Origin of the sequence: Streptomyces sp. NPDC052225, from assembly GCF_040679615.1 — a bacterium.
Taxonomy (GTDB): Bacteria; Actinomycetota; Actinomycetes; order Streptomycetales; family Streptomycetaceae; genus Streptomyces.
This window is the reverse complement of sequence record NZ_JBFAVD010000045.1, coordinates 18,649-44,367: the sequence shown is the minus strand read 5'-3', so window position 1 is coordinate 44,367 and position 25,719 is coordinate 18,649. Positions and strand designations below refer to the sequence as shown.

At 71.6% G+C, this 25,719-nt stretch carries 22 protein-coding genes; 8 read left to right on the top strand and 14 right to left on the bottom strand.

Annotated elements, in window-relative coordinates; genetic code table 11:
* Nucleotides 1–195: 195 nt before the first annotated feature.
* The 3 genes from AB0L37_RS36885 to AB0L37_RS36875 form a co-directional block, all read right to left on the bottom strand.
* Nucleotides 196–2,067: a glycoside hydrolase family 18 chitinase gene (locus tag AB0L37_RS36885; protein ID WP_365516008.1), complete on the bottom strand. Its 1,872-nt coding sequence runs from the start codon at nucleotides 2,065–2,067 to the stop codon at nucleotides 196–198.
* A gap of 141 nt (nucleotides 2,068–2,208) precedes the next feature.
* Nucleotides 2,209–2,856 (bottom strand): response regulator transcription factor, encoded by a 648-nt coding sequence (locus tag AB0L37_RS36880; RefSeq protein WP_365516005.1) that lies wholly within the window; start codon nucleotides 2,854–2,856, stop codon nucleotides 2,209–2,211.
* Entirely contained in the window at nucleotides 2,853–4,037 is a 1,185-nt protein-coding gene (locus tag AB0L37_RS36875) for a histidine kinase (protein ID WP_365516002.1), read from the bottom strand. Before AB0L37_RS36875 ends, AB0L37_RS36880 begins: the two co-directional genes overlap by 4 nt.
* Before the next feature lie 161 nt (nucleotides 4,038–4,198).
* Between AB0L37_RS36875 and AB0L37_RS36870 the strand changes: the two genes are divergently transcribed.
* Nucleotides 4,199–4,750: a hypothetical protein gene (locus AB0L37_RS36870; protein WP_365515999.1), complete on the top strand. Its 552-nt coding sequence runs from the start codon at nucleotides 4,199–4,201 to the stop codon at nucleotides 4,748–4,750.
* A gap of 53 nt (nucleotides 4,751–4,803) precedes the next feature.
* The gene (locus tag AB0L37_RS36865; protein WP_365515996.1) at nucleotides 4,804–6,258 is read left to right on the top strand and encodes a M4 family metallopeptidase; all 1,455 of its coding nucleotides are present in this window, start codon (nucleotides 4,804–4,806) and stop codon (nucleotides 6,256–6,258) included.
* Here the strand turns inward: AB0L37_RS36865 and AB0L37_RS36860 are convergent.
* The 3 genes from AB0L37_RS36860 to AB0L37_RS36850 all read right to left on the bottom strand — a co-directional run bounded on the left by AB0L37_RS36860 (nucleotide 6,255) and on the right by AB0L37_RS36850 (nucleotide 8,438).
* Nucleotides 6,255–6,827 carry a cob(I)yrinic acid a,c-diamide adenosyltransferase gene (locus AB0L37_RS36860; protein ID WP_365515993.1) on the bottom strand — a complete coding sequence of 191 codons (573 nt, stop codon included), beginning with the start codon at nucleotides 6,825–6,827 and terminating at the stop codon, nucleotides 6,255–6,257. The two genes, AB0L37_RS36865 and AB0L37_RS36860, sit on opposite strands and share 4 nt — an antisense overlap.
* A 73-nt stretch (nucleotides 6,828–6,900) precedes the next feature.
* A complete protein-coding gene (locus AB0L37_RS36855) occupies nucleotides 6,901–7,650 on the bottom strand; it encodes an ABC transporter permease (protein ID WP_365516011.1) in 750 nt (249 codons plus the stop codon).
* A gap of 5 nt (nucleotides 7,651–7,655) precedes the next feature.
* The gene (locus AB0L37_RS36850; RefSeq protein ID WP_365515990.1) at nucleotides 7,656–8,438 is read right to left on the bottom strand and encodes an ATP-binding cassette domain-containing protein; all 783 of its coding nucleotides are present in this window, start codon (nucleotides 8,436–8,438) and stop codon (nucleotides 7,656–7,658) included.
* Between the two features lie 82 nt (nucleotides 8,439–8,520).
* Here AB0L37_RS36850 and AB0L37_RS36845 point away from each other — a divergent pair, with 82 nt between their 5' ends.
* The 4 genes from AB0L37_RS36845 to AB0L37_RS36830 all read left to right on the top strand — a co-directional run bounded on the left by AB0L37_RS36845 (nucleotide 8,521) and on the right by AB0L37_RS36830 (nucleotide 13,401).
* A complete protein-coding gene (locus AB0L37_RS36845; protein ID WP_365515987.1) occupies nucleotides 8,521–9,159 on the top strand; it encodes a TetR/AcrR family transcriptional regulator in 639 nt (212 codons plus the stop codon).
* 169 nt (nucleotides 9,160–9,328) lie between these two features.
* On the top strand, nucleotides 9,329–10,180 hold the full coding sequence (locus tag AB0L37_RS36840) for a 3-hydroxyacyl-CoA dehydrogenase family protein (RefSeq protein WP_365515984.1): 852 nt from the start codon (nucleotides 9,329–9,331) through the stop codon (nucleotides 10,178–10,180).
* A gap of 138 nt (nucleotides 10,181–10,318) precedes the next feature.
* Nucleotides 10,319–10,642, top strand: a complete 324-nt coding sequence (locus tag AB0L37_RS36835) for an STAS domain-containing protein (RefSeq protein ID WP_338700602.1) — start codon at nucleotides 10,319–10,321, stop codon at nucleotides 10,640–10,642.
* Between the two features lie 245 nt (nucleotides 10,643–10,887).
* A complete protein-coding gene (locus AB0L37_RS36830) occupies nucleotides 10,888–13,401 on the top strand; it encodes an ATP-binding protein (protein ID WP_365515981.1) in 2,514 nt (837 codons plus the stop codon).
* A 108-nt stretch (nucleotides 13,402–13,509) separates the two neighbouring features.
* On the opposite strand, the gene nucS is transcribed toward AB0L37_RS36830, so the two are convergent.
* Nucleotides 13,510–14,181 (bottom strand): endonuclease NucS, encoded by a 672-nt coding sequence (gene nucS, locus AB0L37_RS36825; protein ID WP_365515978.1) that lies wholly within the window; start codon nucleotides 14,179–14,181, stop codon nucleotides 13,510–13,512.
* Nucleotides 14,182–14,478: 297 nt separating this feature from the next.
* On the opposite strand from nucS, the gene AB0L37_RS36820 reads away from it, so the two are divergent.
* Nucleotides 14,479–14,871, top strand: coding sequence for an SCO5389 family protein (locus AB0L37_RS36820; protein ID WP_365515975.1), 393 nt, complete (start codon nucleotides 14,479–14,481; stop codon nucleotides 14,869–14,871).
* Nucleotides 14,872–14,962: 91 nt separating this feature from the next.
* Here the strand turns inward: AB0L37_RS36820 and AB0L37_RS36815 are convergent, their stop codons facing one another.
* Nucleotides 14,963–15,997: an LLM class flavin-dependent oxidoreductase gene (locus AB0L37_RS36815; protein ID WP_365515973.1), complete on the bottom strand. Its 1,035-nt coding sequence runs from the start codon at nucleotides 15,995–15,997 to the stop codon at nucleotides 14,963–14,965.
* A 216-nt stretch (nucleotides 15,998–16,213) separates the two neighbouring features.
* Here AB0L37_RS36815 and AB0L37_RS36810 point away from each other — a divergent pair, with 216 nt between their 5' ends.
* Nucleotides 16,214–16,540: an ATP/GTP-binding protein gene (locus AB0L37_RS36810; RefSeq protein ID WP_365515970.1), complete on the top strand. Its 327-nt coding sequence runs from the start codon at nucleotides 16,214–16,216 to the stop codon at nucleotides 16,538–16,540.
* Nucleotides 16,541–16,571: 31 nt separating this feature from the next.
* Here AB0L37_RS36810 and AB0L37_RS36805 read toward each other — a convergent pair whose 3' ends face one another.
* The 6 genes from AB0L37_RS36805 to scy all read right to left on the bottom strand — a co-directional run bounded on the left by AB0L37_RS36805 (nucleotide 16,572) and on the right by scy (nucleotide 25,590).
* Nucleotides 16,572–17,426, bottom strand: coding sequence for an ABC transporter permease (locus tag AB0L37_RS36805; protein ID WP_365515967.1), 855 nt, complete (start codon nucleotides 17,424–17,426; stop codon nucleotides 16,572–16,574).
* Nucleotides 17,423–18,571: an ABC transporter ATP-binding protein gene (locus AB0L37_RS36800; RefSeq protein ID WP_365515964.1), complete on the bottom strand. Its 1,149-nt coding sequence runs from the start codon at nucleotides 18,569–18,571 to the stop codon at nucleotides 17,423–17,425. Before AB0L37_RS36800 ends, AB0L37_RS36805 begins: the two co-directional genes overlap by 4 nt.
* A 139-nt stretch (nucleotides 18,572–18,710) precedes the next feature.
* Nucleotides 18,711–19,481, bottom strand: coding sequence for an ABC transporter permease subunit (locus AB0L37_RS36795; RefSeq protein WP_365515962.1), 771 nt, complete (start codon nucleotides 19,479–19,481; stop codon nucleotides 18,711–18,713).
* Nucleotide 19,482: 1 nt separating this feature from the next.
* Nucleotides 19,483–20,451, bottom strand: a complete 969-nt coding sequence (locus AB0L37_RS36790; protein WP_365515959.1) for an ABC transporter ATP-binding protein — start codon at nucleotides 20,449–20,451, stop codon at nucleotides 19,483–19,485.
* A gap of 95 nt (nucleotides 20,452–20,546) precedes the next feature.
* A complete protein-coding gene (locus tag AB0L37_RS36785; protein ID WP_338700616.1) occupies nucleotides 20,547–21,482 on the bottom strand; it encodes a cellulose-binding protein in 936 nt (311 codons plus the stop codon).
* A 193-nt stretch (nucleotides 21,483–21,675) separates the two neighbouring features.
* Nucleotides 21,676–25,590 carry a polarized growth protein Scy gene (scy, locus tag AB0L37_RS36780; RefSeq protein WP_365515956.1) on the bottom strand — a complete coding sequence of 1,305 codons (3,915 nt, stop codon included), beginning with the start codon at nucleotides 25,588–25,590 and terminating at the stop codon, nucleotides 21,676–21,678.
* Between the last annotated feature and the right edge of the window lie 129 nt (nucleotides 25,591–25,719).

Here is a 25,719-nt window from a genome sequence, read left to right as displayed (position 1 = left end):
GCGCAGTTCCCCGCGCCCCTGAAATGCCTGCGCTGCGCGCGCATTTCCCCGATAAAGGCTGAGCGGCGAAGCCGCTCGCCTTCAGGGGCGCGGGGAACTGCGCGACCAGCCCCCACCGGCCCGCGGCCGGATGACGGCATGAAGAAGCCGGGCCCACGGGGGGCGTTCCCGTGGAGCCCGGCTTCGCTGTGGGGCCTAGTTCAGGCCGGAGGCCACCGCGCTGACCAGTTCACCGTTCGACGTGTCTCCCGAGAACTCCCAGAAGAACGCGCCGCCCAGACCCTGCGACTTCGCCCAGGTCATCTTCGAGCCGATCGTCGCCGGGGTGTCGTAGGACCACCAGTCGGAGCCGCAGTACGCGTAGGCCGTGCCGGCCACCGTGCCGTTCGCGGGGCACTTCGTCTTGAGGACCTTGTAGTCCTCGATGCCCTGCTCGTACGTACCGGCCGCCGGGCCCGTCGCCGTGCCGCCGGGCTCCTTCTGTGTGACGCCGGTCCAGCCGCGGCCGTAGAAGCCGATGCCGAGCAGGAGCTTGGACGCCGGGACGCCCTGGGCCTTCAACTTGGCTATCGCGTCAGCGGAGTCGAAGCCCTCCTGCGGGATGCCGGAGTACGAGGTGAGCGGGGAGTGCGGGGCCGTCGGGCCCTTGGCCGCCCACGCGCCGAAGAAGTCGTAGGTCATGACGTTGTACCAGTCGAGGGACTGGGCGGCGCCCGCGTAGTCGTTCTTCTCGATCTTGCCGCCGGCGGAGGCGTCGGCGGTGATGGCGGCCGTGACCAGGTTGCTGCTGCCGAACTTCGAGCGGAGCGCGGTCGTCAGCTTCTTGAGGGCGTCCTGGCCGGACGTGTCACAGGAAAGGCCGCACGCGTTCGGGTACTCCCAGTCGATGTCGATGCCGTCGAAGACATCGGCCCAGCGCGGGTCCTCGACCAGCTTGTAGCAGGAGTCGGCGAACGCGGCCGGGTTCTGTGCGGCCTGGCCGAAGCCGCCGGACCAGGTCCAGCCGCCGAAGGACCAGATGATCTTCAGGCCGGGGTGCTTGGCCTTGAGCTGGCGCAGCTGGTTGAACGCGCCGCGCAGCGGCTGGTCCCAGGTGTCGGCGACGCCGGAGACGGAGTTGGCCGCGGTGTACGCCATGTCCGTGTCGGCGTACGCGTCGCCCATCGTGCACTGGCCGTTCTGCACGTTGCCGAACGCGTAGTTGATGTGCGTGACCTTCGCGGCCGAGCCGGAGGTCTCCAGGTTCTTGGGGTAGTACTGGCGGCCGTAGACGCCCCAGTCGGTGAAGTACCCCATCTTGACCTTGCCGCCGGTGCCGGGGCCCGGGTCGGTGCCGCCGCCTCCCGTGGTGTGGACCTTGACCGAAGCCGACACGGGGCCGGTCTGGTCGGCGGTGTCGCGGGCCTGGACCGTGTACGAGTAGTCGGTGCCGGCGGTGAGGCCGCTGTCGGTGTACGTCGTGCCCGTCACCGTCGCGACCTTGGCGCCGTCGCGCAGGACGTCGTAGTTCTTGACGCCCTTGTCGTCGGTGGCGGCCGACCAGGAGAGCTTCGCCGAGGTGTCGGTGATGGAGGAGGCGGTCGGGGTGCCGGGCGCGGAGGGCGCCGCGTCGCCGGGCACGTCGCCGCCGTCGCAGGAGGCGCCGTTGAGCTTGCAGCCTGAGGGGGCGCCGGAGCCGGAGCCGTTGAACCCGAAGGAGACCGAGGCGCCGGGGGCGAGCGTCCCGTTCCAGGAGAGGTTCTTGGCGGTCCAGTGGTCGGCCGAGTTGGTGACGGTCGCGTCCCAGGCCGAGGTCACCTTCGTACCGGACGGGAAGTCCCACTCGACGGTCCACGAACTGACCGACGTGGTACCGGAGTTCTTGATCGTCCACTTGCCCTCGAAGCCGGTGCCCCAGTCCTGGGTCTTGGCGTACGTCGCCGTGACGGCGGTGGCCTCGGCGGCGGCGTGGGACGGGGTGGCGAGGGCCGTGACGGAGGTGAGGGCGGCGGCCGGGAGGACGAGGGTGGCCAGGGCGGCGGTCGTTCTGTGGCGAAGTCGCTTTCTGGGTACGTCACTTGAGCGCATCGGGGGTGCTCCTCGGGTGTTTCGGGGTCCGTGATGGGGGTGGATCCCTGCGACGCCCATGAGCACCTGAGTGGGGGGATGTGCTCACCGCAGTGCGGTGAGAATAGAAAGGTCTGGACCATCGGTCAAGGTCTAAACCAATTACGGGTTTCGGCCAACTTCCTGGGCGAGCACCGCGGCCTGCACCCGGCTGCGCAGGTTCAACTTGCCGAGCAGGCGGCTCACATGGGTCTTCACCGTCGCCTCGGCCATGTCGAGCCGGTCCGCGATCTCCGCGTTGGACAGGCCCTCCCCGAGACGGTCGAAGACCTCGCGCTCGCGTCGGGTCAGGGTCTCCAACTCCGGTGGGGGAGCGGTCCTCTCGGCCTGCGCGGGCCGGGCGAACTCGGCGATCAGGCGCCGGGTCACCGCCGGCGCGATCAGGCCCTCGCCGCGCGCGACCGTCCGCACGGCCTGGATCAGGTCCTTCGCGTCGGTGTTCTTGAGCAGGAAGCCGGCCGCGCCCGCACGCAGCGCGCCGAAGACGTACGCGTCCAGGTCGAAGGTGGTCAGGACGAGGACGTCCGCGAGGCCTTCGTCGACCACCGCGCGGGTGGCCGAAACCCCGTCCAGGCGCGGCATCTGTACGTCCATGAGGACCAGGTCGGGCCGCAGCTCCCGGGCCAGTTCCACCGCCCGCTCGCCGTCCTCGGCCTCGCCGGCCACCTCGATGTCGGGTGCGCTGTTCAGGATGAGGACGAGTCCGGCCCGTACGGCGGACTGGTCCTCGGCGACGAGCACGCGGATCACGGCAACTCTCTTTCAGGGTCGGGGTGTTCGAGGGGGAGGGTGGCCCGCACCATCCAGGTCTTCGCGTCCTCGGGGCCCGCCTCGAACGTGCCGCCGAGCAGCGCCGCCCGCTCCCGCATGCCGACGAGCCCGGCGCCCGAGCCGGGCGCGCGCGGCCCGTCCCGGTCCCCGTACGGGCTGCTGACCCGCACCTCGACCCGGTCGTCCGCGCGCTCCACGACGACCGTGACCGTACCTGGCGCGGCATGCTTCAGGGCGTTCGTGAGGGACTCCTGGACGATGCGGTACGCCGCCAGCTCGACCGGCGCCGGGAGCGCGTCGGTGGCTCCGCGGACGGTCAGGACGACGTCGAGTCCGTTCGTACGGGACTGCTCGACGAGGGCGGCGAGGCCGTCCAGGGTCGGCGCCGGGGCGGGTTCGGTGTCGCCGCCCTCGTCGCGCAGGATGCCGATCAGGCGGCGCATCTCCGCGAGCCCGTCGACGCTGTTCTCGCGGATCGTCTCCAGGGCGGTACGGGTGGTCGCCTCGTCGTCGATGGACAGGGCGGCGGTGGAGTGGATCGCGATCGCCGAGAGGTGGTTCGCCACCATGTCGTGCAGCTCGCGCGCCATCCGCGCCCGCTCCGCCGTCACCGCCTGCGCGCGGTCCATCTCGGCGAGCAGCGCGGTCTGTTCGGCCCGCAGCCGCTCCGTCGCCGCCGCCTCGCGATGGCCGCGCACCAGCATGCCGGTGGCCGCGGGCCCGAACGAGACGAGGCCGGTCGCGACGCCGACGAGGATCGCCTCGGGCCGCTGCCACCAGGCCAGGAACCCCAGCGTGACGGCGACCGTGACCAGGCCCGTGCCGACCGGGAGGCGGCGGGCCGCGGCCGGGGTCCCGTACAGCGCGCCCGCGTACATCAGGTCCGTGTACATCAGGACCGTCGCCAGACTGCCCTGGGTGAACTGGTCGGCGATCAGGGCGAGCGTGCCGGCGATCACCGCGAACCGGGGCCGCGTGCGCCGCAGCAGTTCGAGGCCCGCCATGACGACGAGCGGCACGAGCAGCCACGCCCCGTCGAAGAGCCGGCCGGTGTTCATGCCGAGCCCGATGCCCCACAGCGCGAGCCCGCCGAGCAGCCCCACGACGGCGATCCGTACGTCGTCGCGGTGCGGGCGGGGCGGTGGGGTGGGGCGGCGCATGGCTCCATCCAACACGTACGGCGGGGCGCGGGCATGGTGCGCCGGGACGAAGGCGTCCCGGCCCGCGCTACATCGAAGGATGCAGTCGCGTTTCCTCACTGGCGACGATGATCACGGCCGGTTCCGCGGCGAGTCTGGAGGCAGACCGGAAGGAGTCCACCGTGATCGTCACGCTGATCGTCGTCTGCGAGGTCGGCTTCTGGGTGCTGCTGGCCGCGGGCCTCGCGCTGCGCTACTGGGCGAAGATGCCGAGGGCGAGCGTCGCGGTGCTGCTGTGCGAGCCGCTCCTGGAGGTCCTGCTCTTCGTCGTCACGGCCGTCGACCTGAAGAACGGCGCCGAGCCCGACTGGAAGCACGGCCTGGCCGCGGTCTACATCGGCTACTCGATCGCGCTCGGCCACTACACGGTCAAGTGGGTCGACGTCCGCGTCGCCCACCGCTTCGCGGGCGGCCCGCCGCCGTCGACGCCCAAGTACGGGGTGCCCCGCGCGATCCACGAGTGGAAGCTCGCCGCGCGCTGGACCGCGGCGGCCGTCATCGCCATGGGGCTGTTGCAGGGCGCGATCTGGTACGTCGGCGACGGCGGGGACACCGGGTCCCTGGAGCAGTGGCAGCAGCGGATGCTGTTCCTGATCGGGATCAACGTGATCATCGCCCTGAGCTACACGGTCTTCCCGAAGAAGGCGCCCGCGGTGCCGGCCGGGCGCAGGTGAAATACGCACCTGGGGCCATTGGCAGGTGCCAGGGGCAGGCCGACCATGCGGGGATGGACAGTACGTTGCTCGCGGCGCTGGTGGGTACGGTGGGCGGCGGCGCCGCCACGGGGACCGGGGCGTGGGTGCGCGGCCGCACGCATGCGCGGACCGCGGCCCGGCTGGTGTACGCGGAGCTGACGAGGGACAGCGCCGCGGTGGTGTACTTCCGCCAGACCGGACAGTGGTCGACACCGCCGCTGTCCCGGTCGGCCTGGGAGAAACCGAGCCCGGTTCTCGCCCGGCTGCGGCGCGGGGACGTCTTCGAGCGGGCCAGCCGCGGCTACGAGGCCCTCGACCTCGCGGCGTACGTGGCCGAGAACGGCTTCACCGGCGCCGACCGAGCCGAGTTGCTCGCGGAGGCGTGCGACAACCTGGTCACCGCGATCGAGGCGCTCGGCGCGGTGGCGCAGATCCCCAAGGCGCAGATCGCCGCCTGGACGGCGCGGCTCAGGACGGGGTCCGCCGCGAACGTCGTGGGCGGCGCCGGCATGCTGCCGATCACCTTGATGCGCCAGGTGGGCGGCCCGTTCCTGCCCGGCGCGCCCGCGTACGTCATCAAGGGCGACCGCCTGGAAGTACGCCCCGGCGCGGGCCCGCGCGAACTGACCCCGCACGTCGTGTTCGACGCCGGTGGTCGCGAGAGCCTGGAAGGGCTGCGTCCGGTGCGCTGGACCGGCGGCCCGGAGCACGGGGACGCCGCCGTCGACGAGGTGTACGACGCCCTCGTGGCGGTGGACCGCTTCGGCAGGGAAGTGCTCGGGATCGCGGCCGCGGACGCCGCCCGGGAGCCGTACGCCGCGGTGGTCCACTACGGCACGGACTACAACGCCCACTGGGACGCCGGCCGGTTCGGCGTCTTCGGGGACGGCATCCCGGGCACGTTCACCCGCTTCACGCAGATGGAGGTGGTCGCCACGCAGATGTGGCGTGCTAGGCCCGAGTTCGAGAAGTTCCCGCACGCGGGCCAGCCGGGCGCACTGAACATCTCCCTGCGCGACGTGCTCGGCAGCCTCACCCTCCAGTACGCGCTGGGCCAGAGCGTCGACCGGGCGGCCTGGGGAGTCGGCATCGACCTCGTCGTGCCGGGGCGGGGCGGCCAAGTCCTGCGCTCCCTCAAGGCGCCGGGCGCCGCGTACGACAACGACGTGCTCGGCAGCGACCCGCAGATCGCGCACATGGACGCGTACGAACCCGTGGACGACCCCGGCGCGGGCCCCTACCTCCACTCGGGCATCCCCAGCCATGCCTTCTACCGGCTCGCCATGGAACTGGGCGGCCACGCCTGGGAGCGCGCCGGCCTGATCTGGTGGGACGCCCTCACCGGGGAACTCCCCGACCCCGTACCGGACTTCGCGACCTGGGCCGCCGCCACCGTGCGCGCAGCCGCCGCCCGCTACGGCGCGGACGGCGACGAGAGCGAGGCCGTCCGCGCGGCGTGGGAGGCGGTCGGGGTGCCGCTCGGCTAGCGCTCGCCCCCCGGCACCCACAGCACGTCGCCGACCTCCTTGTTCGCGATCCGCGCGAGGATGAACAGCAGGTCGGACAGGCGGTTCAGGTATGTCGCCGTCAGCGGGTTCATCGTCTCGCCGTGCACCTCCATGGCGGCCCACGTCGAGCGCTCCGCCCGCCGCACCACCGTGCACGCCTGGTGCAGCAGCGCCGCTCCCGCGGTGCCGCCCGGCAGGATGAACGAGCGCAGCTTCTCCAACTGGTCGTTGAAGTGGTCGCAGTCCGCCTCCAGCTTGTCGATGTAGAACTGCTCGACACGCAGCGGCGGGTACTCCGGGTTCTCGACGACCGGGGTCGACAGGTCGGCGCCGACGTCGAAGAGATCGTTCTGCACCCGTACGAGCACCTTGACGACCTCCTCGTCGAGGCCGCCCAGGGCGATCGCCGAGCCGATCACGGCATTGGCCTCGTTGGCGTCCGCGTACGCCGAGATCCGCAGATCGGTCTTGGCGGTGCGGCTCATGTCGCCGAGGGCGGTGGTGCCCTTGTCTCCGGTACGGGTGTAGATGCGCGTCAGGTTGACCATGCCGCCAGCGTAGTTAGGCCCGCCCGTCGCCCACCACCGCCCTTGTACGAGGCCCTTCGGGCCGCCCCTGTGATCAGGCCCGCCGGAAGGCCCGTGTGCCCACCGTCACGGCGAAGGCGGCGAAGGCGACGGCGACCACGGCCCCGTACAGCATGTCGGCCGTCGCGTACGCGCCCACGTACGCGTCCCGCATCGCGTCCACCAGATAGCGCACCGGCATGACGTGCGACAGGGCGTCCAGCCAGCCCGGCGCGAGCGCCATCGGCAGCATCAGACCGGACAGCAGCATCGACGGCATCGTGACCGCGTTGATGACGGGCCCGAACTCCTGCGGCGTACGGACCCGGAAGGCGAGCGCGTACGAGAGCGACGCCAGGGAGACCGTGAGCAGGGCCACGAAGGCGAAGCCGATGAGGATCCCGGCGAGCGGCGCGCGCAGGCCCATCGCCAGTGCGGCCAGGACGAGGAGCACCGCCTGGAAGAGGAAGAGCGCGGTGTCGCGCAGCACCCGGCCCAGCAGCAGCGCGAGCCGGCTGACGGGGGTCACGCGCATCCGCTCCACGACGCCGTGGTTCTGCTCCAGGATGATGCCGAAACCGCTGAACGCGGCGCCGAACAGGCCGAGTTGGAGCAGCAGGCCCGGCACGAGGACCTGCCAGGAGCTGCCCGTGTCGCTGAGCGGCAGATCCGTGAGCAGCGGCCCGAAGAAGACCAGGTACAGGAGCGGCATGAGGATGCCGAAGAGCATCTGGAACTTGGAGGACAGGGTCTGGCGGGCGTACCGGCCGAAGACGACGAGCGTGTCCGAGGCGAGGTTCTTCATCGTGCTCACACCGCCACCGGGGTCGTGTCCACCGGCGCGGGGCCGCGCCCGGTGATGGCCAGAAAGGTCTCCTGCAACGACGCGTCGACCGACCCGCCGTACGTCTGCTTGAGCGCGCTCGGCGTGCCCTCGGCCGCCACGGTCCCCTTGTCCACCACGACGATCCGGTCCGCGAGGGCGTCCGCCTCGTCGAGGTAGTGCGTGGTGAGGAACACGGTCGTGCCGTGCTCGTCCCGCAGACCGCGCACCAGGTCCCACAGGTCGGCGCGGCCCGCCGGGTCGAGACCGGTCGTCGGCTCGTCGAGGAAGAGCACGGCCGGGCGGTGCGTGAGCGCCATCGCGATGTCGAGGCGCCGCCGCTGCCCCCCGGAGAGCGCCGCGGTCCTGCGGTCCATGAGCTCACCCAGGCCGAGTTCGTCGGCCAACTCGCGGGCACGGGCCTCTGCCTGGGGCTTCGTCAGGCGGTACAGGCGGCCCTGCGTGACCAGCTCCTCGCGTACGGAGATGTGCGGATCGGTGCCGCCGGACTGGGCGACGTACCCCACCGCGCGCCGCACGCCGACCGGGTCGGAGGCCAGGTCGCAGCCCGCGACCGTGGCGGCGCCGCCGGTGGGCGCGAGCAGCGTGGTGAGCATCCGCAGGGTCGTGGTCTTGCCCGCCCCGTTCGGGCCGAGGAAGCCGAGGATCTCGCCGGATCGCACGCGCAGGTCGATGCTGCGGACGGCGTCGACGGTGCCGCGTTTGGTGGTGAAGGTCCGGGCGAGCCCGGACGCGCTGATGACTGCCATGCGAGCCAGAAAAACAGAGTCACTGAAATTTTGCAATGTCCCCAAGTTTTCAGGAAGGCCAGGAATCTCGTAGGCTCGGCCCATGGCAGAAGGGCTCAGGGAGCGGAAGAAGCGCCAGACCAGGCAGTTCATCTCGGACGTCGCGACCGGTCTCTTCCTGGAGCGCGGCTTCGACGCCGTGACGATCGCGGAGATCGCGGACGCCGCGAACGTCTCCGTGAACACCGTCTACAACTACTTCCCGGCCAAGGAGGACCTGTTCCTCGACCGGTCGAAGGGCATCGTCGACCGGATGTCCCGGTGGGTGCGCGGCCGGGCCCCGGGGGAGTCGGCGGCCGCCGCCGTGCTGCGCGAACTGCGCGAGGAGATCGAGTCGGTCTCCCCGCGCGTCGGCCTGATGGACGGCTACAGCGACTTCATGCGCGTCGTGCAGGCCGCCCCCGCCCTGCGCTCGCGCCTGTGGGCGATCCAGCAGGAGGTCCACGACAACCTCACCGACACGCTCCGCCAGGAGACCGGCGCCGACGGGAGCGACCCGCTGCCCGACCTGATCGCGGGTCAGATCGGGTGGGCGCACCAGACCGTCATGGGGGGCATCGGGCGCCGGATGGTCGCCGGCGGAACCCCCGCCGCGGTCTCCCGCGAGATGCTCGACGTGCTCGACGACATCGAGGAACTCCTGAGCGAAAAGGTGCTCAACTACGCGGTCCGTGACGCCTGATGACCCGCCGATGATCGATCACTGACCCGTCCGGTGTGATGTCCGTCATTCGAGACGTGACGCGCGTCTCTTGGCGGTCACACGGCCGCTCACGGGCGCTAAGGTCCGCCAAAGAGCAATGTGAACAGTGGTTGAGCGGTATGCGGGTACGCGGTTAGGGGTGTCGCACGTGGCAGGGAAGCTGGCCGTCATCGGAGCCGGTCTCATGGGGTCGGGCATCGCCCAGGTCTCCGCCCAGGCAGGGTGGGACGTCGTTCTGCGCGACGTCACCGACGAAGCCCTCGCGCGCGGCACCGACGGCATCAAGAAGTCGTACGACAGGTTCGTGAGCAAGGGGAAGCTCGACGCCGCGGACGCCGAGGCCGCACTCGGCCGCATCACCACGACCACCGACCTCGACGCGGTCGCCGACGCCGACATCGTCGTCGAGGCCGTCTTCGAGAAGCTCGAGGTCAAGCACGAGATCTTCCGTGCTCTCGACAAGATCGTGCGCGACGACACGGTGCTCGCCTCGAACACCTCCGCCATCCCGATCACCAAGATCGCGGCGGTCACGGAGCGCCCGGAGCGCGTCGTCGGCGCGCACTTCTTCTCGCCGGTGCCGATGATGCAGCTGTGCGAGCTGGTGCGCGGCTACAAGACCAGCGACGAGACGCTCGCCACCACCCGGGAGTTCGCCGAGTCGGTCGGCAAGACCTGCATCGTCGTCAACCGCGACGTCGCCGGCTTTGTGACGACCCGTCTGATCTCCGCCCTCGTCGTCGAGGCCGCGAAGCTGTACGAGTCGGGCGTCGCCACCGCCGAGGACATCGATGTCGCCTGCAAGCTGGGCTTCGGACACGCGATGGGCCCGCTGGCCACGGCCGACCTCACGGGCGTCGACATCCTGCTCCACGCGACCAGCAACATCTACACGGAGTCGCAGGACGAGAAGTTCGCGCCGCCGGAGCTGATGCGCCGGATGGTTGACGCCGGTGACATCGGACGCAAGAGCGGGCAGGGCTTCTACAAGCACGGCTGAACGAGGCACGGCTGACGCCATGTCACCCCTCGGGGTGAATTCGGTATCGGTTCGCTTACAGACGGCAACTTCTGGCGCCCCAAGTCAGTCAGTTGCATAGACATTCAGTCTCTTTCTCTTTTGGCACGGGGAGCGCATATGCACATCAGGGGCGACCACGTCGAGCTGGTCGTCGGGGGCCGCCTCGACGTCCGCAGCGCGGCGGACGCCCGTACGGTCCTGCACACCGCCGTCGACGACGGTCACGGTGACCTCGTGCTCGACCTGTCCGAACTCGACTCGTGGGACGCCACCGGACTCGGCGTCATCATGGGTGCCCACCGCCGCGCGGGCCGCTGCGGGCGCAGGCTCGTGCTGCGCGACGTGCCGCCCCAGATGCAGCGCCTCCTGGTCGCGACCCGGCTGCACCGCATCCTGGCCATCGAAGGCGGCATCGGCGTCGAGTCGCTGCCGCGCGTCTGAGCGTCCGACCGTCCGAGCCGGTGGGAACTGGTCATTCCTGGGGGAAGCGCTCACAATCCTCATGAGACTGTGACGTCTCGGGCGGCGCGATACCCCGCCCGTTCGTAGATACTGAGCGAAGGTCTAAGGTTCGGTCGCCCGCGGTATGACGAACCCGCCGCGCGGGAACCGGACCAGAAGCGACAGCGCAGTGTGCACAGGCCGGGAGGGGCAGCGGCACACCACGCTTTTGGGGGGCTTTGACCATGGACCCGATGAACCGGGGACCGGAAGATTTCAGCCAGGACCGGCGCGACGACGTACATGATCGCGAGGGCCGCCAGCGCCCGCCACGCGATCCCCTGACGCCCGATTTCGGACAGCCGTCGCCCGCTCTCGCGCGCACGGTGCAGCTCGTCTCCGGTGACTACCTGCTCACCGTGAACCCCGTCGACGGCAGCGAGATCGAACCCTGCCCGCCCAGTGAGCGCCCCGGCAGGCCCGTGAAGTACGACGCCGCGGAGCGCACCGAGATGGCGCGGGCCGCCCGCCCGCCGATGCCCGCCGGGCCCGCACTGCCCCGACTCCCGCTCCTGGAGCGGCAGGAGGACCGCGAGCGGCTCGTACGGCTGCTCGCGCGCGGCCGTTCCGTACGGCTCACGGGGCCGTCGGGCTCGGGCCGCACCGCACTGCTCGACCAGGTCGCCGAGGACTGCCTCGACATCGCGCCCGACGGCGTCGTCCGGCTCTCCGGCCACCGCCGCTCGGCGAGCGACCTCCTGTACGACCTCTTCGCCGCGGTCTACAACGCACCGCTGCACCGCCCCGACCGCGCCCTGCTGCTCGAACTCGTCCACGAGATCGGTGCCGTCGTCGTCGTCGACGACCTGGAGTTCGGCGGCGCCGCGCTCGACGAACTCCTCGAAGCGACGCCCGAGTGCGCCTTCGTGCTGTCCGCGACGCCCGACGTCGCCGCGCCGTCCGCCGACTCCCACGTCGAAGAGGTGTTCCTCAGCGGGCTCGGCCGCGGCGGCAGCCTGGAACTCCTCGAGCGGGCCGTCGGCCGGGTGCTGACCGACGAGGAGGCGCAGTGGGCCGCCGACCTCTGGTTCGAGTCCGAGGGCCTGCCGCTGCGCTTCGCCCAGGCCGGCGCCCTGCTGCGCCAGCGCGACCAACTCCGCGCCGACCCGGGCGCGTTCGACGAGTACGGCTACTACGAGGGCCCCGAGGCGGCCCCCGTCGACGCGCCCTTCGACGCCGCCGACGGACACGACGTACCGCTGCCCTCGCTCGCCGACGGGGCCGCGCCCGCCGCGCTGCTCGCGTCCCGGCTCAGTCCGTCCGCCCGCGCCACGCTGCGGTTCGCCGTCGCGCTCGGCGGCGAGATCCCGCACCAGGCGCACCTGCCCGCCCTCATCGGCGACACCCACGCCGACGCCGCCCTCGCCGAGCTCGTCTCCAGTGCGCTCGTCACCGCGGTCGGCGCCCGCTACCGCCTCGCGTCGAACGTGCAGACGCAGCTGGAGGCCGCGGGCTACGGCGACGACAGCGTCGAGCACGCACGCACCGCGGCCCGGCACTACACGTGGTGGGCCGGGCACCCGTCGGTCGGCCCCGAGCGGGTCTGCGCCGAGTCCGACGCGGTGCTCGCGGCGCTCTCCGTCCTCGTACCGGCTCCTCGTACGGAGGACGAGGGCAGCGACGCCGTGGAGCTGGCCCGCGCGGCCGCGCCCGCGTTCGCCGCGGGGCTCGCGTGGACCGCGTGGGAGCGGTCGCTGCGCTCCGGCCAGGAAGCGGCCAGGATCGCCGGCGAGGTTCCCGAAGAAGCGTATTTCCACCACGAGTTGGGGATCCTCGCGCTCCTCGGCGGGCAGCTCGACCGGGCCCGCGCCGAACTGGAGGCCTCCATCGGCCTGCGCGGCGCCCTCGCCGACAAGCGCGGCACGATCGCCGGACGCAGGGCCCTCGCGCTCGTCGGGGACCGCTCCGGCGGTGCGCTGCCCGGCGGGCGCACGGCGGCCGGCGAGGAAGTCCCGGACGCGATGTACGAGGAGTCGGCGTCGCCGCCCGGGGGCGTGCCGGCCGCGTTCCCGATGCCCGAACTGCCCCGGGAACCGGACACGTTGGTGACCCGGCAGGCACCCCCGCCGCCGCCGACCGTCATCGGCGGCGGCAAGGCGCCCTCGCGCAAGTCCGTGGTCGGCGGCACGCGGCGCAACCTGGTCGCGGCGGGCGCGGGCGCGCTGCTCGCGGCGGTGCTCGGCACGGTCGTGACGCTCGGCGCCACGTCCGGCAACGACGAGCCGCCGTCGGACAAGGTCAACACGAACCCGTCGGCCTCCGCGGGGGAGAACGGCGGGGACCTCGGCGCCGACAAGGCCGACAACGGGGGCGGCGGTTCGAAGTCCGGCGCGCCGGCCGATCCCGGCGCGGACGGGACACCGGGCACGTCCGACGATCCGACGCCGACCAGCGGGGCGAGCGGTGAGCCGTCGGACGACCCGAGCGGATCGAAGAAGCCGGACGACCCGACGAAGTCGCCCAGCAAGTCGCCGTCGAAGTCGCCGAGCAAGTCTCCGACGACCAAGCCGCCCACGTCGTCGAAGCCGCCCACGTCCGAGCCGCCGACCTCCCAGCCGCCGACGTCCGAGCCGCCCACGTCGTCGGAGCCGCCGCCGTCGTCGCCGGACACGTCCGACACGGCGAGCGCGCCCGTGACCAGCAGCGCGCCGATCTCTCCGAGTGGGGGCGGGAGCAGCGCCAGCGGCACGGTGATGTGATCCCACGTAAAAGCCGCGGTCGCGTCTGCTCGGTTGATGAGCAGTCGCGGCCGCGGCTTTCGTTGTGGTTGCTCGCGCCGTTCCCCGCGCCCCTTACGGGGCGCTGCTTTAGAACAGGCGCAGCTTGTCGTCCTCGATGCCGCGCATCGCGTCGTAGTCGAGGACCGTGCAGCCGATGCCGCGGTCCGTCGCCAGGACGCGGGCCTGGGGCTTGATCTCCTGGGCCGCGAAGACCCCGCGGACGGGCGCGAGGTGCGGGTCGCGGTTCAACAGTTCCAGGTAGCGGGTGAGTTGCTCCACGCCGTCGATCTCGCCGCGGCGCTTGATCTCGACCGCGACGGTCTGCCCCTCGGCGTCGCGGCAGAGGATGTCGACCGGGCCGATCGCCGTCATGTACTCGCGGCGGATCAGCGAGTAGCCCTCGCCGAGCGTTTCGATGCGGTCGGCGAGCAGCTCCTGAAGGTGTGCTTCCACGCCGTCCTTGATCAGGCCGGGGTCGACACCGAGTTCGTGCGAGGAGTCGTGGAGGATCTCCTCCATCGTGATGATGAGTTTCTCGCCCGCTTTGTTGATGACGGTCCAGGTGCCTTCGTCGTCACCCGTCCCCTCCTTCAACGTGCACGGCGGGGACATCCAGTTGAGGGGCTTGTAGGCCCGGTCGTCAGCATGGATGGAGACACTGCCGTCCGCTTTGACGAGGATCAGGCGGGGTGCCGACGGGAGATGGGCGGTGAGCCTGCCCGCGTAGTCCACGGAGCAGCGGGCGATGACGAGACGCATGGTGGGCAACGCTACTCGACTGCCACCGTTCCACGCGATTCGCCCACCCGTCGCCCACCACCGCCCTGCCCGAGTCCCTGCGGGACGCCCCTTTTGTTTCAGAAGTGCACCGTTCGTTATTGGCCGGTTGTGTGCGAAGCATGCGCTCTACGCCCTGTTGCCGTCCGGATGCGTTGCTTACCGTAGAAGCAGGAGGTCGCGAGCCGTGCACGCTGCGTGTTCGAGGGTCTGTACGTGTCGTGAATTTCCTGGCCTGTCCGTCAGCCCCCGCTCCCCGGGGGTGCGAGAGGAGTACCCATGTCGCTCGACGTCTCACCGGCACTGTTGGAACAGGCCGAGCGAGGCGAGGTCGACGAAGCCGACTTCGTCGACTGCGTCCGGACCTCCCTGCCCTACGCATGGGAGATGATCAGCTCTTTGGTGGCCCAGCTGAAGGTCGACGGCGGAGCGTTCGCCGACAACCAGACGCCGCCGCCCAACGAGCAGGCACGTGGCCAGTTGCTGCGTGCGCTCGCGAGTGACGCGATACGTGGCGCGCTTCAGCGGCACTTCGGAGTACGGCTCGCGTTCCAGAACTGCCACCGGGTCGCGGTGTTCCCGCTCGACCCGGCGGTGGACGAGACGCTGGCCCGCTTCACGTCGGCCCGCAACCAGCTGCTCAACCAGTCGCCGGAGCTGCGCGACTGCTGACAGCTGACGTCGTATAACGGTTGCTTGCCGCCCCGTGCGCGGGAGGTGCATCTGTACCGGGCGGCAAGCACCACGACAACCGGGCCTTCGATCAGCCGAGTTGGGGCAGCACCTCGGCTCCCAGACGGCGTACGTTCTCCTCGGTCGCCGCGAGATCGCCGGAGCCCTCGACGAGCAGCGCGAAGCGCGTGATGCCGGTCCGCTCCGCCGTGGCGGCGAGCCGGTCCGCGCACACCTGGGGCGTGCCCACCGGGTGGATGCCGCACAGAAGCTCCGTGTACGCGTACGGATCGCGCATCGCCCGGGCCCGGCCGTCGACTGTGACATGGGCGTCCAGGCCCTGTTTCAGCCAACCCGGCATCGCCTTAAGGAGTGCCTCGCGGGCCTCCGAACCGTCGTCACCGATCTGGGCGACACCGGCGGAGACATGAGGTGCTTCGAGGATCTCCGCCGCGGAGCGGCCCGCCTCGCGCGCACAGCGGCGCCACAGGCCGACCATGTCCGCCTTCTCCTTGTCGCCCACGTGCATGCCCAGCAGCATCGGCAGCCCCCGCTCGGCGGCCAGCCGCACGCTCTTCGGTGACGTACAGGCGACGACGACCTCGGGGCCTGCCGGGTCCGTCTCGCCTATCGCCTCGGCGGGGCGGGGCACGACGGGGACTTCACGGAAGGCGAAGCGGTCGCCTTCGCCGGAGACGCTGGACTCGCGCAGCCAGCGCAGCAGCAGGTCGAGCGATTCCGGGAACCCCTCCTCGTACGCCTTCAGGCCGGCGCCGAAGACCTCCAGGTCGACCCAGGGGCCGCCGCGGCCCACGCCCAGCGAGAACCGCCCGCCCGAGGTCAGGTGCAGCAGCGCGGCCTGCTCGCCGAGCGCCACCGGGTGGGCCGTCGGCAGCACGCTCACGGCGGTGCCGACGCGCAGCGTGTGCGTGCGGCCGAGCAGCAGCGCGGCCAGGGTGATCGCCGACGGGCATGTCCCGTACGGCACGAAGTGATGCTCGGCGAGCCACACCGAGTCCAGGCCGGCCTCCTCGGCGACCTCGGCCGACCGCACCGCCCGGTGCAGCGCCTCCCCCTGGCCCTGGCCCGGGAACTGGGCGGCCAGTACAAACGTTCCTACGCGCATCGTGCTCCTGCCTCCTTGGCGCCGACGCGGGCACTCCCCATGCAGGCATTAACGTTTGGCAAGTGCCAAGGACACGGCCTGGCATGAAGATTGGCAGATTTTCCTCAGAACCCCGGCGGGGGGTGCGCGGGATGAATGAGGAACGGGTACCCCCACGGCGTCGGCGTACGCTGGACGCGACCCCTGCTCCGTGCAAGCACCCCCGTGAGGTGAGCCGTGTCTCCGCGTCGCAACCGCCCCAAGGACGGCGGACCGTTCCGCAGCAGCGAGGACGAGGGGCGGCGCTACGGCGGGTTCCAGTCCAGCGAGGACTGGCAGGGCGAGGAGTGGAGCGTGCGCCATGTGGCGGGCGCGAGCGCGGCGGGAAAGACCTATCGCTGCCCCGGCTGCGACCAGGAGATCCCCTCCGGTGTCGCACACGTCGTGGCCTGGCCGCAGTACGGCGGCGTGGACGACCGCAGGCACTGGCACAAGGCCTGCTGGAACGCGAAGGACCGCCGCACCACGAAGGTGCAGCGGTCCAGGAACGCGCCTCGGTACTGACCGGCCCGCCTGTTGCGGGCCTGCTACCGGCTCATACGTCGCGGCTGTTGAGCGACAGGAACGCGCCGCCGAGCGCGACCGCGGTGATGCCGAGGATGATCCACAGCGGGTCCCAGCCGGTCGGGCCCGTGCCGGTCACCGAGTTGTCGTAGAGCACGGCGAGCTGGCTGGGGATCGAGTACTCCAGCAGGGCCTGCTGGAGGTCCTTGAGCGAGTCCGTGAACATGAAGATCGCCAGTACCAGCGGCAGCAGCACGACGCCGATCATGATGGTGATCGCGCCGGCCGAGTGCCGCACCAGCGTGCCGACGGCGAGGCCGAGCAGCCCGAGCAGCGCCACGTACAGGCCCACGCCCGCGGTCGCCTTGAGCCATTCGCCGCCGGAGGGCGAGCCGACGCCGATGATGCCGACCTGGAGCGCGCCGACGAGCGCCGCGACCACCGTCGTCAGGACGAAGACCAGCAGGAAGAAGACGATCGCCTTCGCCGCGAGCACCCGGCTGCGGCTGGAGCAGGCCGTCATCGTCGTACGGATCATGCCGGTGCCGTACTCGGACGCGATGGTCAGCACGCCCAGCGTGATCACGCACAGGGTGCCGAGCAGCACACCGAAGAAGCCGAGGGTCAGCACCTCTGAGCTGCTGGGCTGCGCCGTGTCGGTGGAGGCGACCACCCCGGCGGCGGCCAGGCCGATGCCCACCATGAGCAGGATCATCACGCCGAGCGTCCACATCGTGGAGCGCACGGAACGGATCTTCGTCCACTCCGAGGCGAGCGCGTCACCGAGATGGGCCCGGCGCGCCGGGATCGGCGAGGCGTACCCGGGGCCGGACGTCAGCGGCTGCGCGTGCGGAGCGGCGTAGGGCGGCGGGGGCGGCGTGCTCATCGGGCGTCCTTGTCCATCGTCGGGGCGGCGGCCGCGGGCGGGGCGGCCGGGGGCTGCTGCGGGGCGCTCGCGTACGGGTTCGCGACCGGGGCCTGCGGCTGCTGCTGCGGCTGGGCCTGGGGCGGCGGCGGGGCGTACCAGCCCGGCTGGCCCTGGCCCGCCACCGGCAGCTGCTGCGGCGGCACCATGCCGGGCGCGAGCGGCTCGTGCAGGCCCGCGCGCTGGTCGACGGTGGAGCGGTAGTCGACGGCGCCCTGCGTCATCCGCATGTACGCCTCCTCCAGCGAGGCCTGGTGCGGCGACAGCTCCCACAGGCGGACGTCCGCCTCGTGGGCGAGGTCGCTGATGCGCGGCAGCGCGAGCCCGGTGACGCGCAGCGCGCCGTCCTGCTCGGGCAGCACCTGGCCGCCCGCCTCGGTCAGCGCGGCGGCCAGCTTCTCGCGCAGCTGCGGCTCGGTGTCCGGGGTGCGGACCCGGGCGAAGCCCGCCGAGTTGTGCGCGATGAAGTCGCCGACGCTCATGTCCGCGAGCAGCTGCCCGCGCCCGATGACGATCAGGTGCTCGGCGGTCAGCGCCATCTCGCTCATCAGGTGCGAGGAGACGAAGACCGTACGGCCCTCCGACGCGAGCTGCTTCATCAGGTTCCTGACCCAGAGGATGCCCTCGGGGTCCAGGCCGTTGACCGGCTCGTCGAAGAGGAGCACCTGCGGGTCGCCGAGGAGCGCGGCCGCGATGCCGAGGCGCTGCCCCATGCCCAGCGAGAAGCCCTTCGAGCGCCGCTTGGCGACCTCCTGGAGACCGACGACGCCGAGCACCTCGTCGACCCGGCGGGCCGGGATGCCGGAGAGCTGGGCCAGGCTCAGCAGGTGGCTGCGGGCGGTCCGGCCGCCGTGCACGGCCTTCGCGTCGAGCAGGGCGCCGACCTGGCGCGGTGCGTTCGGGAGCTTGCTGTACGGGTAGCCGCCGATGGTCACCTGGCCCGCGGTCGGCTTGTCGAGGCCGAGGATCATGCGCATCGTCGTCGACTTGCCGGAACCGTTGGGTCCGAGGAAGCCGGTGACGGTCCCCGGCCGCACCTGGAAGGAAAGGTTGTACACGGCTGTCTTCGCGCCATAGCGCTTCGTCAGGCCGACTGCCTCGATCATTCTCCGCACCCATCGGAAGTTCTGAACGGTTCTACAAGGTTCAGGGCTTCGGGGCGCACGCCCCCGTAAGAGTTAGGAGGATATCCGCGAGCTGACGGTTCCGGCCAAGAGCGAGCAAAGCTTCAGGAGACCACGGGCGTCACGCGTCCCGCTTCTTCAGGAGCGCGTAGCCGACGATCAGGGCCGCCGCGACCCACACCAGCAGGATCGCGAGGCCGCCCCACGGCCCGTACGGGGCGTCGTCGTCCGGCGGTGTCACCACCTGCATGATCTTCAGGCCCGCCTGGTCGGGGAAGTACTGGGCCACCTTCTTCGTCGCCGAGACGCTGCCGAGGATGGGGGAGACCAGGAAGAAGAACGGCATCAGGATGCCGAGCGAGAGCATGGGGGAGCGGAGCATCGAGGCGACGCCCATGGAGAACATCGCCATCAGCGTCATGTAGACGGCCGCGCCGAACACGGCCCGCAGCACGTTCGGGGCGCCGAGGTCCGTGCTGTGGTCGCCGAGCATCATCTGCCCGAGGAAGAACGACGCGAAGCTCGTGACCAGGGCGACGACGAGGGTCAGCGCCGTGGCGACGGCCACCTTGGAGAACAGGAACGTGCCGCGCTGCGGGACCGCCGCGAGCGACGTGCGGATCATGCCGGTGCTGTACTCGCTCGCCACCACCAGGACCCCGAACACGACCATCGCGAGCTGGCCGAGCGTGAGCCCGGAGAAGGAGATGAAGGTCGGGTCGAAGGCCAGCTTGTTCTCGGCGGAGAGGTTCTTGAACTCGTTCTTCGACAGGGCACTGATCAGCATGCCGAGTCCGACGGAGACGATGACGGCGAGGCTGAGCGTGAGCGCCGTCGAGTTCACCGACTTGATCTTGGTCCACTCGGAGCGGAAGACCTGGGCCGCGGCCATGTCAGGCCCCCTTCTCGTCGTTGCCCTGCTGCCAGGTGCCGCCCCAGCCGGGCGCGGCCGGCGCCTCGGTGTGCGCGTGGTACTCGACGGACTCGGCCGTCAGCTGCATGAACGCCTCTTCGAGCGAGGCCTGCTGCGGGCTGAGCTCGTGCAGGACGAGCTGGTGCCCGCCGATGAGCTCGCCGAGCTCCTCGGGGGAGTGGCCGTCGACCTCAAGCGTGCCGTTGCCCGCCTCGACGGCGGTGATCCCGGCCGCGTGCAGCACGTCGAGGAGCCGTTCGCGCTGCGGCGAGCGCAGTCGTACGTAACTGCGGGAGTTCTGCCGGATGAAGTCCGCCATGGACGTGTCGGCGAGCAGCCGGCCCTGGCCGATGACGACCAGGTGGTCGGCGGTGAGCGCCATCTCGCTCATCAGGTGCGAGGAGACGAAGACCGTACGGCCGGCCGCCGCGAGCGACTTCATCAGATTGCGGATCCAGTGGATGCCCTCGGGGTCGAGCCCGTTGACCGGCTCGTCGAACATCAGGATCTGCGGGTCGCCGAGGAGGGCGCCCGCGATGCCGAGCCGCTGGCCCATGCCGAGCGAGAAGCCCTTGGCCTTCTTCTTGGCGACCACCGTGAGGCCGACCGTGTCCAGGACCTCGTCCACCCGGCCGCGCGGGATCCCGTTGGACTGCGCCAGGCACAACAGGTGGTTGTAGGCGCTGCGCCCGCCGTGCATCGCCTTCGCGTCGAGCAGGGCGCCGATGTGGCGCAGCGGGTTCTTCAGCTGCGCGTAGTGCTTGCCGTCGATCCGGACCGAGCCGGCGCTCGGGTTGTCGAGACCGAGCATCATCCGCATCGTCGTGGACTTGCCGGCGCCGTTGGGGCCCAGAAAGCCGGTGACGATGCCCGGCCGTACGGAGAAGGTCAGGTTGTTGACGGCCAGTTTCTCGCCGTAGCGCTTGGTCAGCCCCTCGAGCTCGATCATGCGGCCACGCTAGAACGGGCAAAAGCCCCCTGCCACTCGGAAGCGGCAAGGGGCTGACGGGCCGTCAGGAAGCGACCCGGAACCCGCTGATCTGCTCAGCGGGACTGCTGCGCCGGAACTCCGCGGGAGATCGGCTCGTCCTCGACGGGCGCACCGGCGGCGGCCACAGCCGCACCGGTGAGCGTCGCCAGCATCTCGCGGACGTTCGTCAGCTGGGCGTTGATCGAGTCGCGGCGGTTCGTCAGGGCGGCCAGCTCGCGCTCGGATTCCGAGCGGATGCGGTCGGCCTTGGCGTTGGCGTCGGCCACGATGTCCTCGGCCTGGCGCTGGGCCGTCTCCACCGTCTGGCGGGCGCGGCGCTCGGCGTCCGTGCGCAGCTTCTCGGCCTCCAGGCGGAGCTGCTCCGCGCGGTGCTCGATCTCCGCGAGACGCTTCTCGGCCTTGGCCTGACGCGACGCCAGGTCGCGCTCGGACTGCTCGCGGCGCTTGGCCAGGTTCGTCTCGAAGTCCGCGGCGGCCTGGGCGGCCTTGGCACGCGTCTCCTCGAAGAGGGCGTCCGCCTCCTCGCGCTTGGACTGCGCGTCCTTCTGCGCCTCGGTGCGCAGCTGGGAGGCGTCGCTCTTGGCCTTCTCGACGATCCGGACGCCCTCGTCCTCGGCCTTGGCCTTGCGCTCCGCGGCGAACGACTCCGCGTCGTTGCGCACCTGCTGGGCCGCAGACTCGGCGAGCTCGCGGTGCTGCTCGGCGGCCCGACGGGCCTCCTCGCGCAGGTCCTTGGCCTCCTCCTCGGCGAGACGGAGGATCTTCTCGACGCGGGCGCCGAGGCCGGCGTACGACGGCTCCGCGTCGTTCACCTGCGCCTGAGCGTTCTGCGTCTCGAGGTGGAGTTCCTCGATGCGCTTTTCCAGAGCAGTGATACGAGCGAGAGCGCTGTCACGGTCGGAGACGAGCTTGGAGATTCGTTCGTCCACCTGAGCGCGGTCGTACCCACGCCGCACAAGCTCGAAGCCGTAGGGGGAAGTGTCGCTCATGGGGTTCCTGTCGAATGAGACCGGTGAGGTGATAGAGGGAATCCTAGGGGTCCGGGCGGCGTGTCATCGAGCAGATGCCCGTTTGATCTGGCTTCAGCTCTAGAATGTCACCCCTTTTGAGTGGCGTAGTGGCGGAGTGCTTGCCAGAAGAAGGACCGAAGGTCCTTGAGAAGCACGACAGTTGCCCCTCTGGCTACCCCTCGGACCCCTTGCCACTCGAACGTGTGGCTCCTGCCGCTGCGCCCGCCTTGACACCGTCCTTGCCCCCGGCGGACGGTGCCTCAAAAGACTCCAACGCCTCCAGTACGTCCTGGACACGGGAGATCTCCGCATTGATGTCCTCGCGGCGCCGGACCAGGACATCGAGTTCGCGCTGACCCTTTTCGATCATGGAAGCGGACTCGGCTCGGGCATCGGCCAAGATCTTTTCCGCTTCGCGCGTGAGCTCGGCCTTTTTCGTCTCGGCTTCCTTGAGCAGGCCTTCGGCCTTTTTCACCGCGGCGATGCGGACCTTGCCCGCTTCCGAATTGGCGTCGTTCAGCAGGTCCTTGGCCTTGGCCTGCGCCTCGGCGAGCTGCTCCTCCGCGGCCTTGACCAGGGCGTCGCACCGCTCGCCCGCGTTCTTCATGGCCTCCGCCGACTCGCGGCGGGCCCGCTCGTGCAGCTCCTCGATCTCGCCCGTGACGCGGTCGCGCAGCTCCTCGGCCCGCTCCCTTATCTGGGTCGCGTCCCTGCGGGCGCCGACGAGCAGCTCGTCCGCGTCCGTACGGGCCTTCTCCACCAGCGCGTTGCCCTCGACGGTGGCTTCGGAGACCAGGCGCTCCGCCTCGTTGCGCGCGGCGCCGACCATCGTGTCGGCCTGCGCCTCCGCGTCCGCGGTCGTCTTCTGCGCCGCCTCCTGCGCCTCGCGGGTCAGCTTGTCGGCCTCGGCGGCGGACTCCGTGATGAGCGTGTCGACCTGCTCCGCGGCCTCCGTACGCCGCTTGTTGGCGTCCTTGCGGGCCTCGTCCAGGGTGCGCTCGGCCTCGTCGCGCGCGGCCGTCGTGATCCGGTCGGCCTCCTGCGCGGCGTCGGCCTTGACGCGCTCGGCCTCCGTACGGATCCGCTCCGCGTGCTGCTGGGCGGAGCCGACCGTCTCGGCGGCCTCGGCGCGCAGCCGCTCCGCGTCGCCGGACGCGTCCGAGATCAGCTTCTCGGCCTGGGCGACGGACTCGGCGCGCAGCCGCTCGGCCTCGGTGGTCGCGTCGCCGACGAGCTTCTCGGCCGTCGCCGTCGACTCGGCGCGGACGCGCTCCGCCTCCGCGTTCGTCTCCGTCGTCAGGCGCTCGGCCTCGGCCGTCGCCTCGGTGATCAGGGTGTCCGCCTGGGCCGCGGCGTCGGACCGGATCCGGTTCGCGTCCTCGCGGGCCTCGGCGCGGGTGCGCGCGGCGTCCTGGTCGGCGCCCGTCCGCAGGTCGGCGACCTCGGTGCGGACCCGCTGCGCGTGCTCGGACGCGTCCGTGCGCAGCCGCTCCGCCTCGGCGATCGCCTCCGAAACGGTGCGCTCCGCAAGGGACTTGGCGGCCTCGGACTCGGCGGCGGCCTCGCTGCGGACCCGGTTCGCGTCCTCGGCGGCGCGCTCGCGCTCCTGGTACGCGTCCGCGCGGACCCGGTCCGCCTCGTCCTGCGCCTCCTGCTTCGTGCGCTCGGCCGCGTGCTCGGCGGCGCTGCGCAGCCCGGCGATCTCCTCCTGGGCCTGCTCCTGGAGCCCGGCCACGGACTCGCGAACCTGCTGCGCGGTCTGCTCGGCGGCACTGACCATCTCGGTCGCCCGGCGGTCCGCCTCCTCGACGAGCCGGGCGGCCTCGGCCTGCGCCTCGTCGACCCGGGCGCGCGCCACGGCGAGGAGTTCCTCGCTCTGCTCGCGGGCCCGCTCGCGCTCCTGGTCGGCCTCCTGGCGTGCGCTGCCGAGGGTCTCCTCGGCCTCGCGGCGGCGCCGGACGGCCTCCTCCTGGGCGGCGGCCAGCGTCTCCGCGGCCTCCGTGGCGATCCGCTCGGCGGCGCTCTGCGCCTCGGCGCGCAGCCGGTCGGCGGACTCCTGCGCCTCCGTCTTGAGCCGCTCCGCCTCGGTCGCGGCCTCGGACCGCAGGCGTACGGCGACGGTCTCGGCCTCGGCGCGGGTGGCCGACGCGTCCGACGCGGCCTCCGTACGAAGACGCTCCGCCTCCGCCTCGGCCTGGGCCTGGAGCGTGCGGACGCGCTCGGCTGCCTCGGTGCGCAGCCGCTCGCTCTCGTCGGCGGCCTCGCGGCGCAGCCGCTCGGACTCCGCGCGCGCGTCGTTCAGGGTGGTCTCGGACGCCGTCAGGCGCTCCTCGGCCTCGGTGTGCAGGCGGGTCAGCTCGCGGGCCGCCTCCTCCTGCCGGGCGCTCATCGCCCGCTCCGCCTCGTCCTTGAGCGTCTGCGCGGCGCGCTCCGCCTCGGCCTTGGTGGCCTCGGCCTGCTCCTCGGCCTCGGCGCGGTGCCGGTCGGCCTCCGCGCGCGTGCGCTCCAGCGTCTCCTCGGCCTGCTTGCGCAGCGCCGTGGCCCGCTCGATCGCCTCGGTGCGGACCCGCTCGGACTCCGCCGTCGCAGCGCCGCGCAGCTCGTCGGCGTCCGTGCGCGCCTTGGCGAGCAGCTCCTCGGCGGTCTTGGCCGCCTCCTCGATCTGCTGGACGGCCTCGCGGCGGGCCTCGGCCCGGATCCGCTCGCCCTCCTCGACGGCCTCGGCCCGCAGCTGCTCGGCCTCGCCGCGCAGCCTGCGCGCCTCCTCCTGCAGCTCGACGGTCTTGGCGCGGTACTCCTTGGTGTCGTCCTTCGCCGTGCCCTTGAGCTGCTCGGCGATGTCGTGCGCCTCGGAGCGCAGCCGGTCGGCCTCCGCCTCGGCCTCGGCGCGGATCCGCTCGGCCTCCTCGGTGGCGGCCCGCGTCGTCGACTGGGCCTCCTCGGACGCCTTGTTGAGCACGTCCTCCGCGGTGCGCGCGGCCTTCGCGAGCTCGCCGGCGGCCTCTTCGGCCGTGACCGTACGGGCCTTCTCCCTGGCCTCCGCGATCAGCTTCTCGGCCTCGTCGCGCGCGGTGGCGACGAGCTGCTCGGCCTCCGCCTTGGTGGTCTCGGCCTCCTTGGTGGCCTCCTGCACCAGGCGGGCGACCTGCTCCTTGGCCGTACGGGTGCGCTGCTCGTTGGCGGACTCGGCGCTCGCGAGCTGCTTGGCCGCGGCCTCCTTCGCCTCGGCGAGGAGCTTCTCGGCCTCGGCGCGGGCCTCGCGCAGCGCGGTGTCGGCCTCGCTGATGCGCTGCTCGGCGGCGCGGCTCAGCTCGGTGGCCTGCCGGCGGGCCTGGTCGGACTCGGCGGTCGTGGCGGAGCGCAGCTGCTCGGCGTGGTCGGTGGCCTCCTGGGCCTGCGTCGACGCCGCGTTCAGCAGGCGCTCCGCGTCCTGGCGGGCGCGGGCCAGCGTGGCCTGCGCCTCGGCGCGGGCGCTCTCCGCCTCGGAGGTGAGGCGACGGCGGGCCTCCGCGGCGACCCGCTCGGCCTCCGCGCGGGCTGCGGCGAGGGCCTGGTCGGCCTCGGCGCGCGACTCGTCGAGCAGGCGGCGGGCCTGCTGCTCGGTGCGGGCGCGCAGCTGCTCGGCCCACTGCACGTTCTCGTTGACGTGGTTCTCGACGGTGCGGCGGCGCTCGGCCAGCTCCTGGTCGAGCTGCTGGCGCCGGTTGACCGCCTCGGTGTGCAGCTCGGACTGGAGCCGGGACTGCTGCTCGGCGTGCTCCTGGAGGATGCGCTGGGTCTGGGCCCGCGCCTCGCGCAGCTCGCGCTCGGCATCGGCGCGCAGCTGGTCCGCCTGGATCTGGGCATTACGGAGCAGCTGCTCGGCCTGGTAGCCGATGTCCGCCCCGTCGTAGGCAGGCCGGGACGCGAGGCTGCGGCGCGCCTCGTGCAGCTTGGCGCGCAACACCTCCACCTGGTAGCCCAGGTCCTCGGCGTGCTGGACGGCCTTCTCCCGCTCGGTCTTCAGCCGGTCCATCTCGGCCTCGAACCGCGAGAGATGGTCGGTCTCAGCCGGCCGTCGGCCGTCCTGGCTCTCGTAGCCCCGCACTGCGCGGTCCCATCCGTCCCCTGGTCGCAAGTACTTCCGTACGAGCCCTGTCCATCCGCCGAACGGGGCCCCCGGGGAATGGTGTCAGATCGAAAACGGCGGCGCTGTCGGACCACCCGGCTTGTGCGC

Coding starts and splice junctions, on each gene's coding strand:
- AB0L37_RS36885 (WP_365516008.1), bottom strand. CDS start 2,067: ATGCGCTCAAGTGACGTACCCAGAAAGCGACTTCGCCACAGAACGACC.
- AB0L37_RS36875 (WP_365516002.1), bottom strand. CDS start 4,037: ATGCGCCGCCCCACCCCACCGCCCCGCCCGCACCGCGACGACGTACGG.
- AB0L37_RS36865 (WP_365515996.1), top strand. CDS start 4,804: ATGGACAGTACGTTGCTCGCGGCGCTGGTGGGTACGGTGGGCGGCGGC.
- AB0L37_RS36860 (WP_365515993.1), bottom strand. CDS start 6,827: ATGGTCAACCTGACGCGCATCTACACCCGTACCGGAGACAAGGGCACC.
- AB0L37_RS36855 (WP_365516011.1), bottom strand. CDS start 7,650: ATGAAGAACCTCGCCTCGGACACGCTCGTCGTCTTCGGCCGGTACGCC.
- AB0L37_RS36850 (WP_365515990.1), bottom strand. CDS start 8,438: ATGGCAGTCATCAGCGCGTCCGGGCTCGCCCGGACCTTCACCACCAAA.
- AB0L37_RS36845 (WP_365515987.1), top strand. CDS start 8,521: ATGGCAGAAGGGCTCAGGGAGCGGAAGAAGCGCCAGACCAGGCAGTTC.
- AB0L37_RS36835 (WP_338700602.1), top strand. CDS start 10,319: ATGCACATCAGGGGCGACCACGTCGAGCTGGTCGTCGGGGGCCGCCTC.
- AB0L37_RS36830 (WP_365515981.1), top strand. CDS start 10,888: ATGGACCCGATGAACCGGGGACCGGAAGATTTCAGCCAGGACCGGCGC.
- nucS (WP_365515978.1), bottom strand. CDS start 14,181: ATGCGTCTCGTCATCGCCCGCTGCTCCGTGGACTACGCGGGCAGGCTC.
- AB0L37_RS36820 (WP_365515975.1), top strand. CDS start 14,479: ATGTCGCTCGACGTCTCACCGGCACTGTTGGAACAGGCCGAGCGAGGC.
- AB0L37_RS36815 (WP_365515973.1), bottom strand. CDS start 15,997: ATGCGCGTAGGAACGTTTGTACTGGCCGCCCAGTTCCCGGGCCAGGGC.
- AB0L37_RS36805 (WP_365515967.1), bottom strand. CDS start 17,426: ATGAGCACGCCGCCCCCGCCGCCCTACGCCGCTCCGCACGCGCAGCCG.
- AB0L37_RS36800 (WP_365515964.1), bottom strand. CDS start 18,571: ATGATCGAGGCAGTCGGCCTGACGAAGCGCTATGGCGCGAAGACAGCC.
- AB0L37_RS36795 (WP_365515962.1), bottom strand. CDS start 19,481: ATGGCCGCGGCCCAGGTCTTCCGCTCCGAGTGGACCAAGATCAAGTCG.
- AB0L37_RS36790 (WP_365515959.1), bottom strand. CDS start 20,451: ATGATCGAGCTCGAGGGGCTGACCAAGCGCTACGGCGAGAAACTGGCC.
- AB0L37_RS36785 (WP_338700616.1), bottom strand. CDS start 21,482: ATGAGCGACACTTCCCCCTACGGCTTCGAGCTTGTGCGGCGTGGGTAC.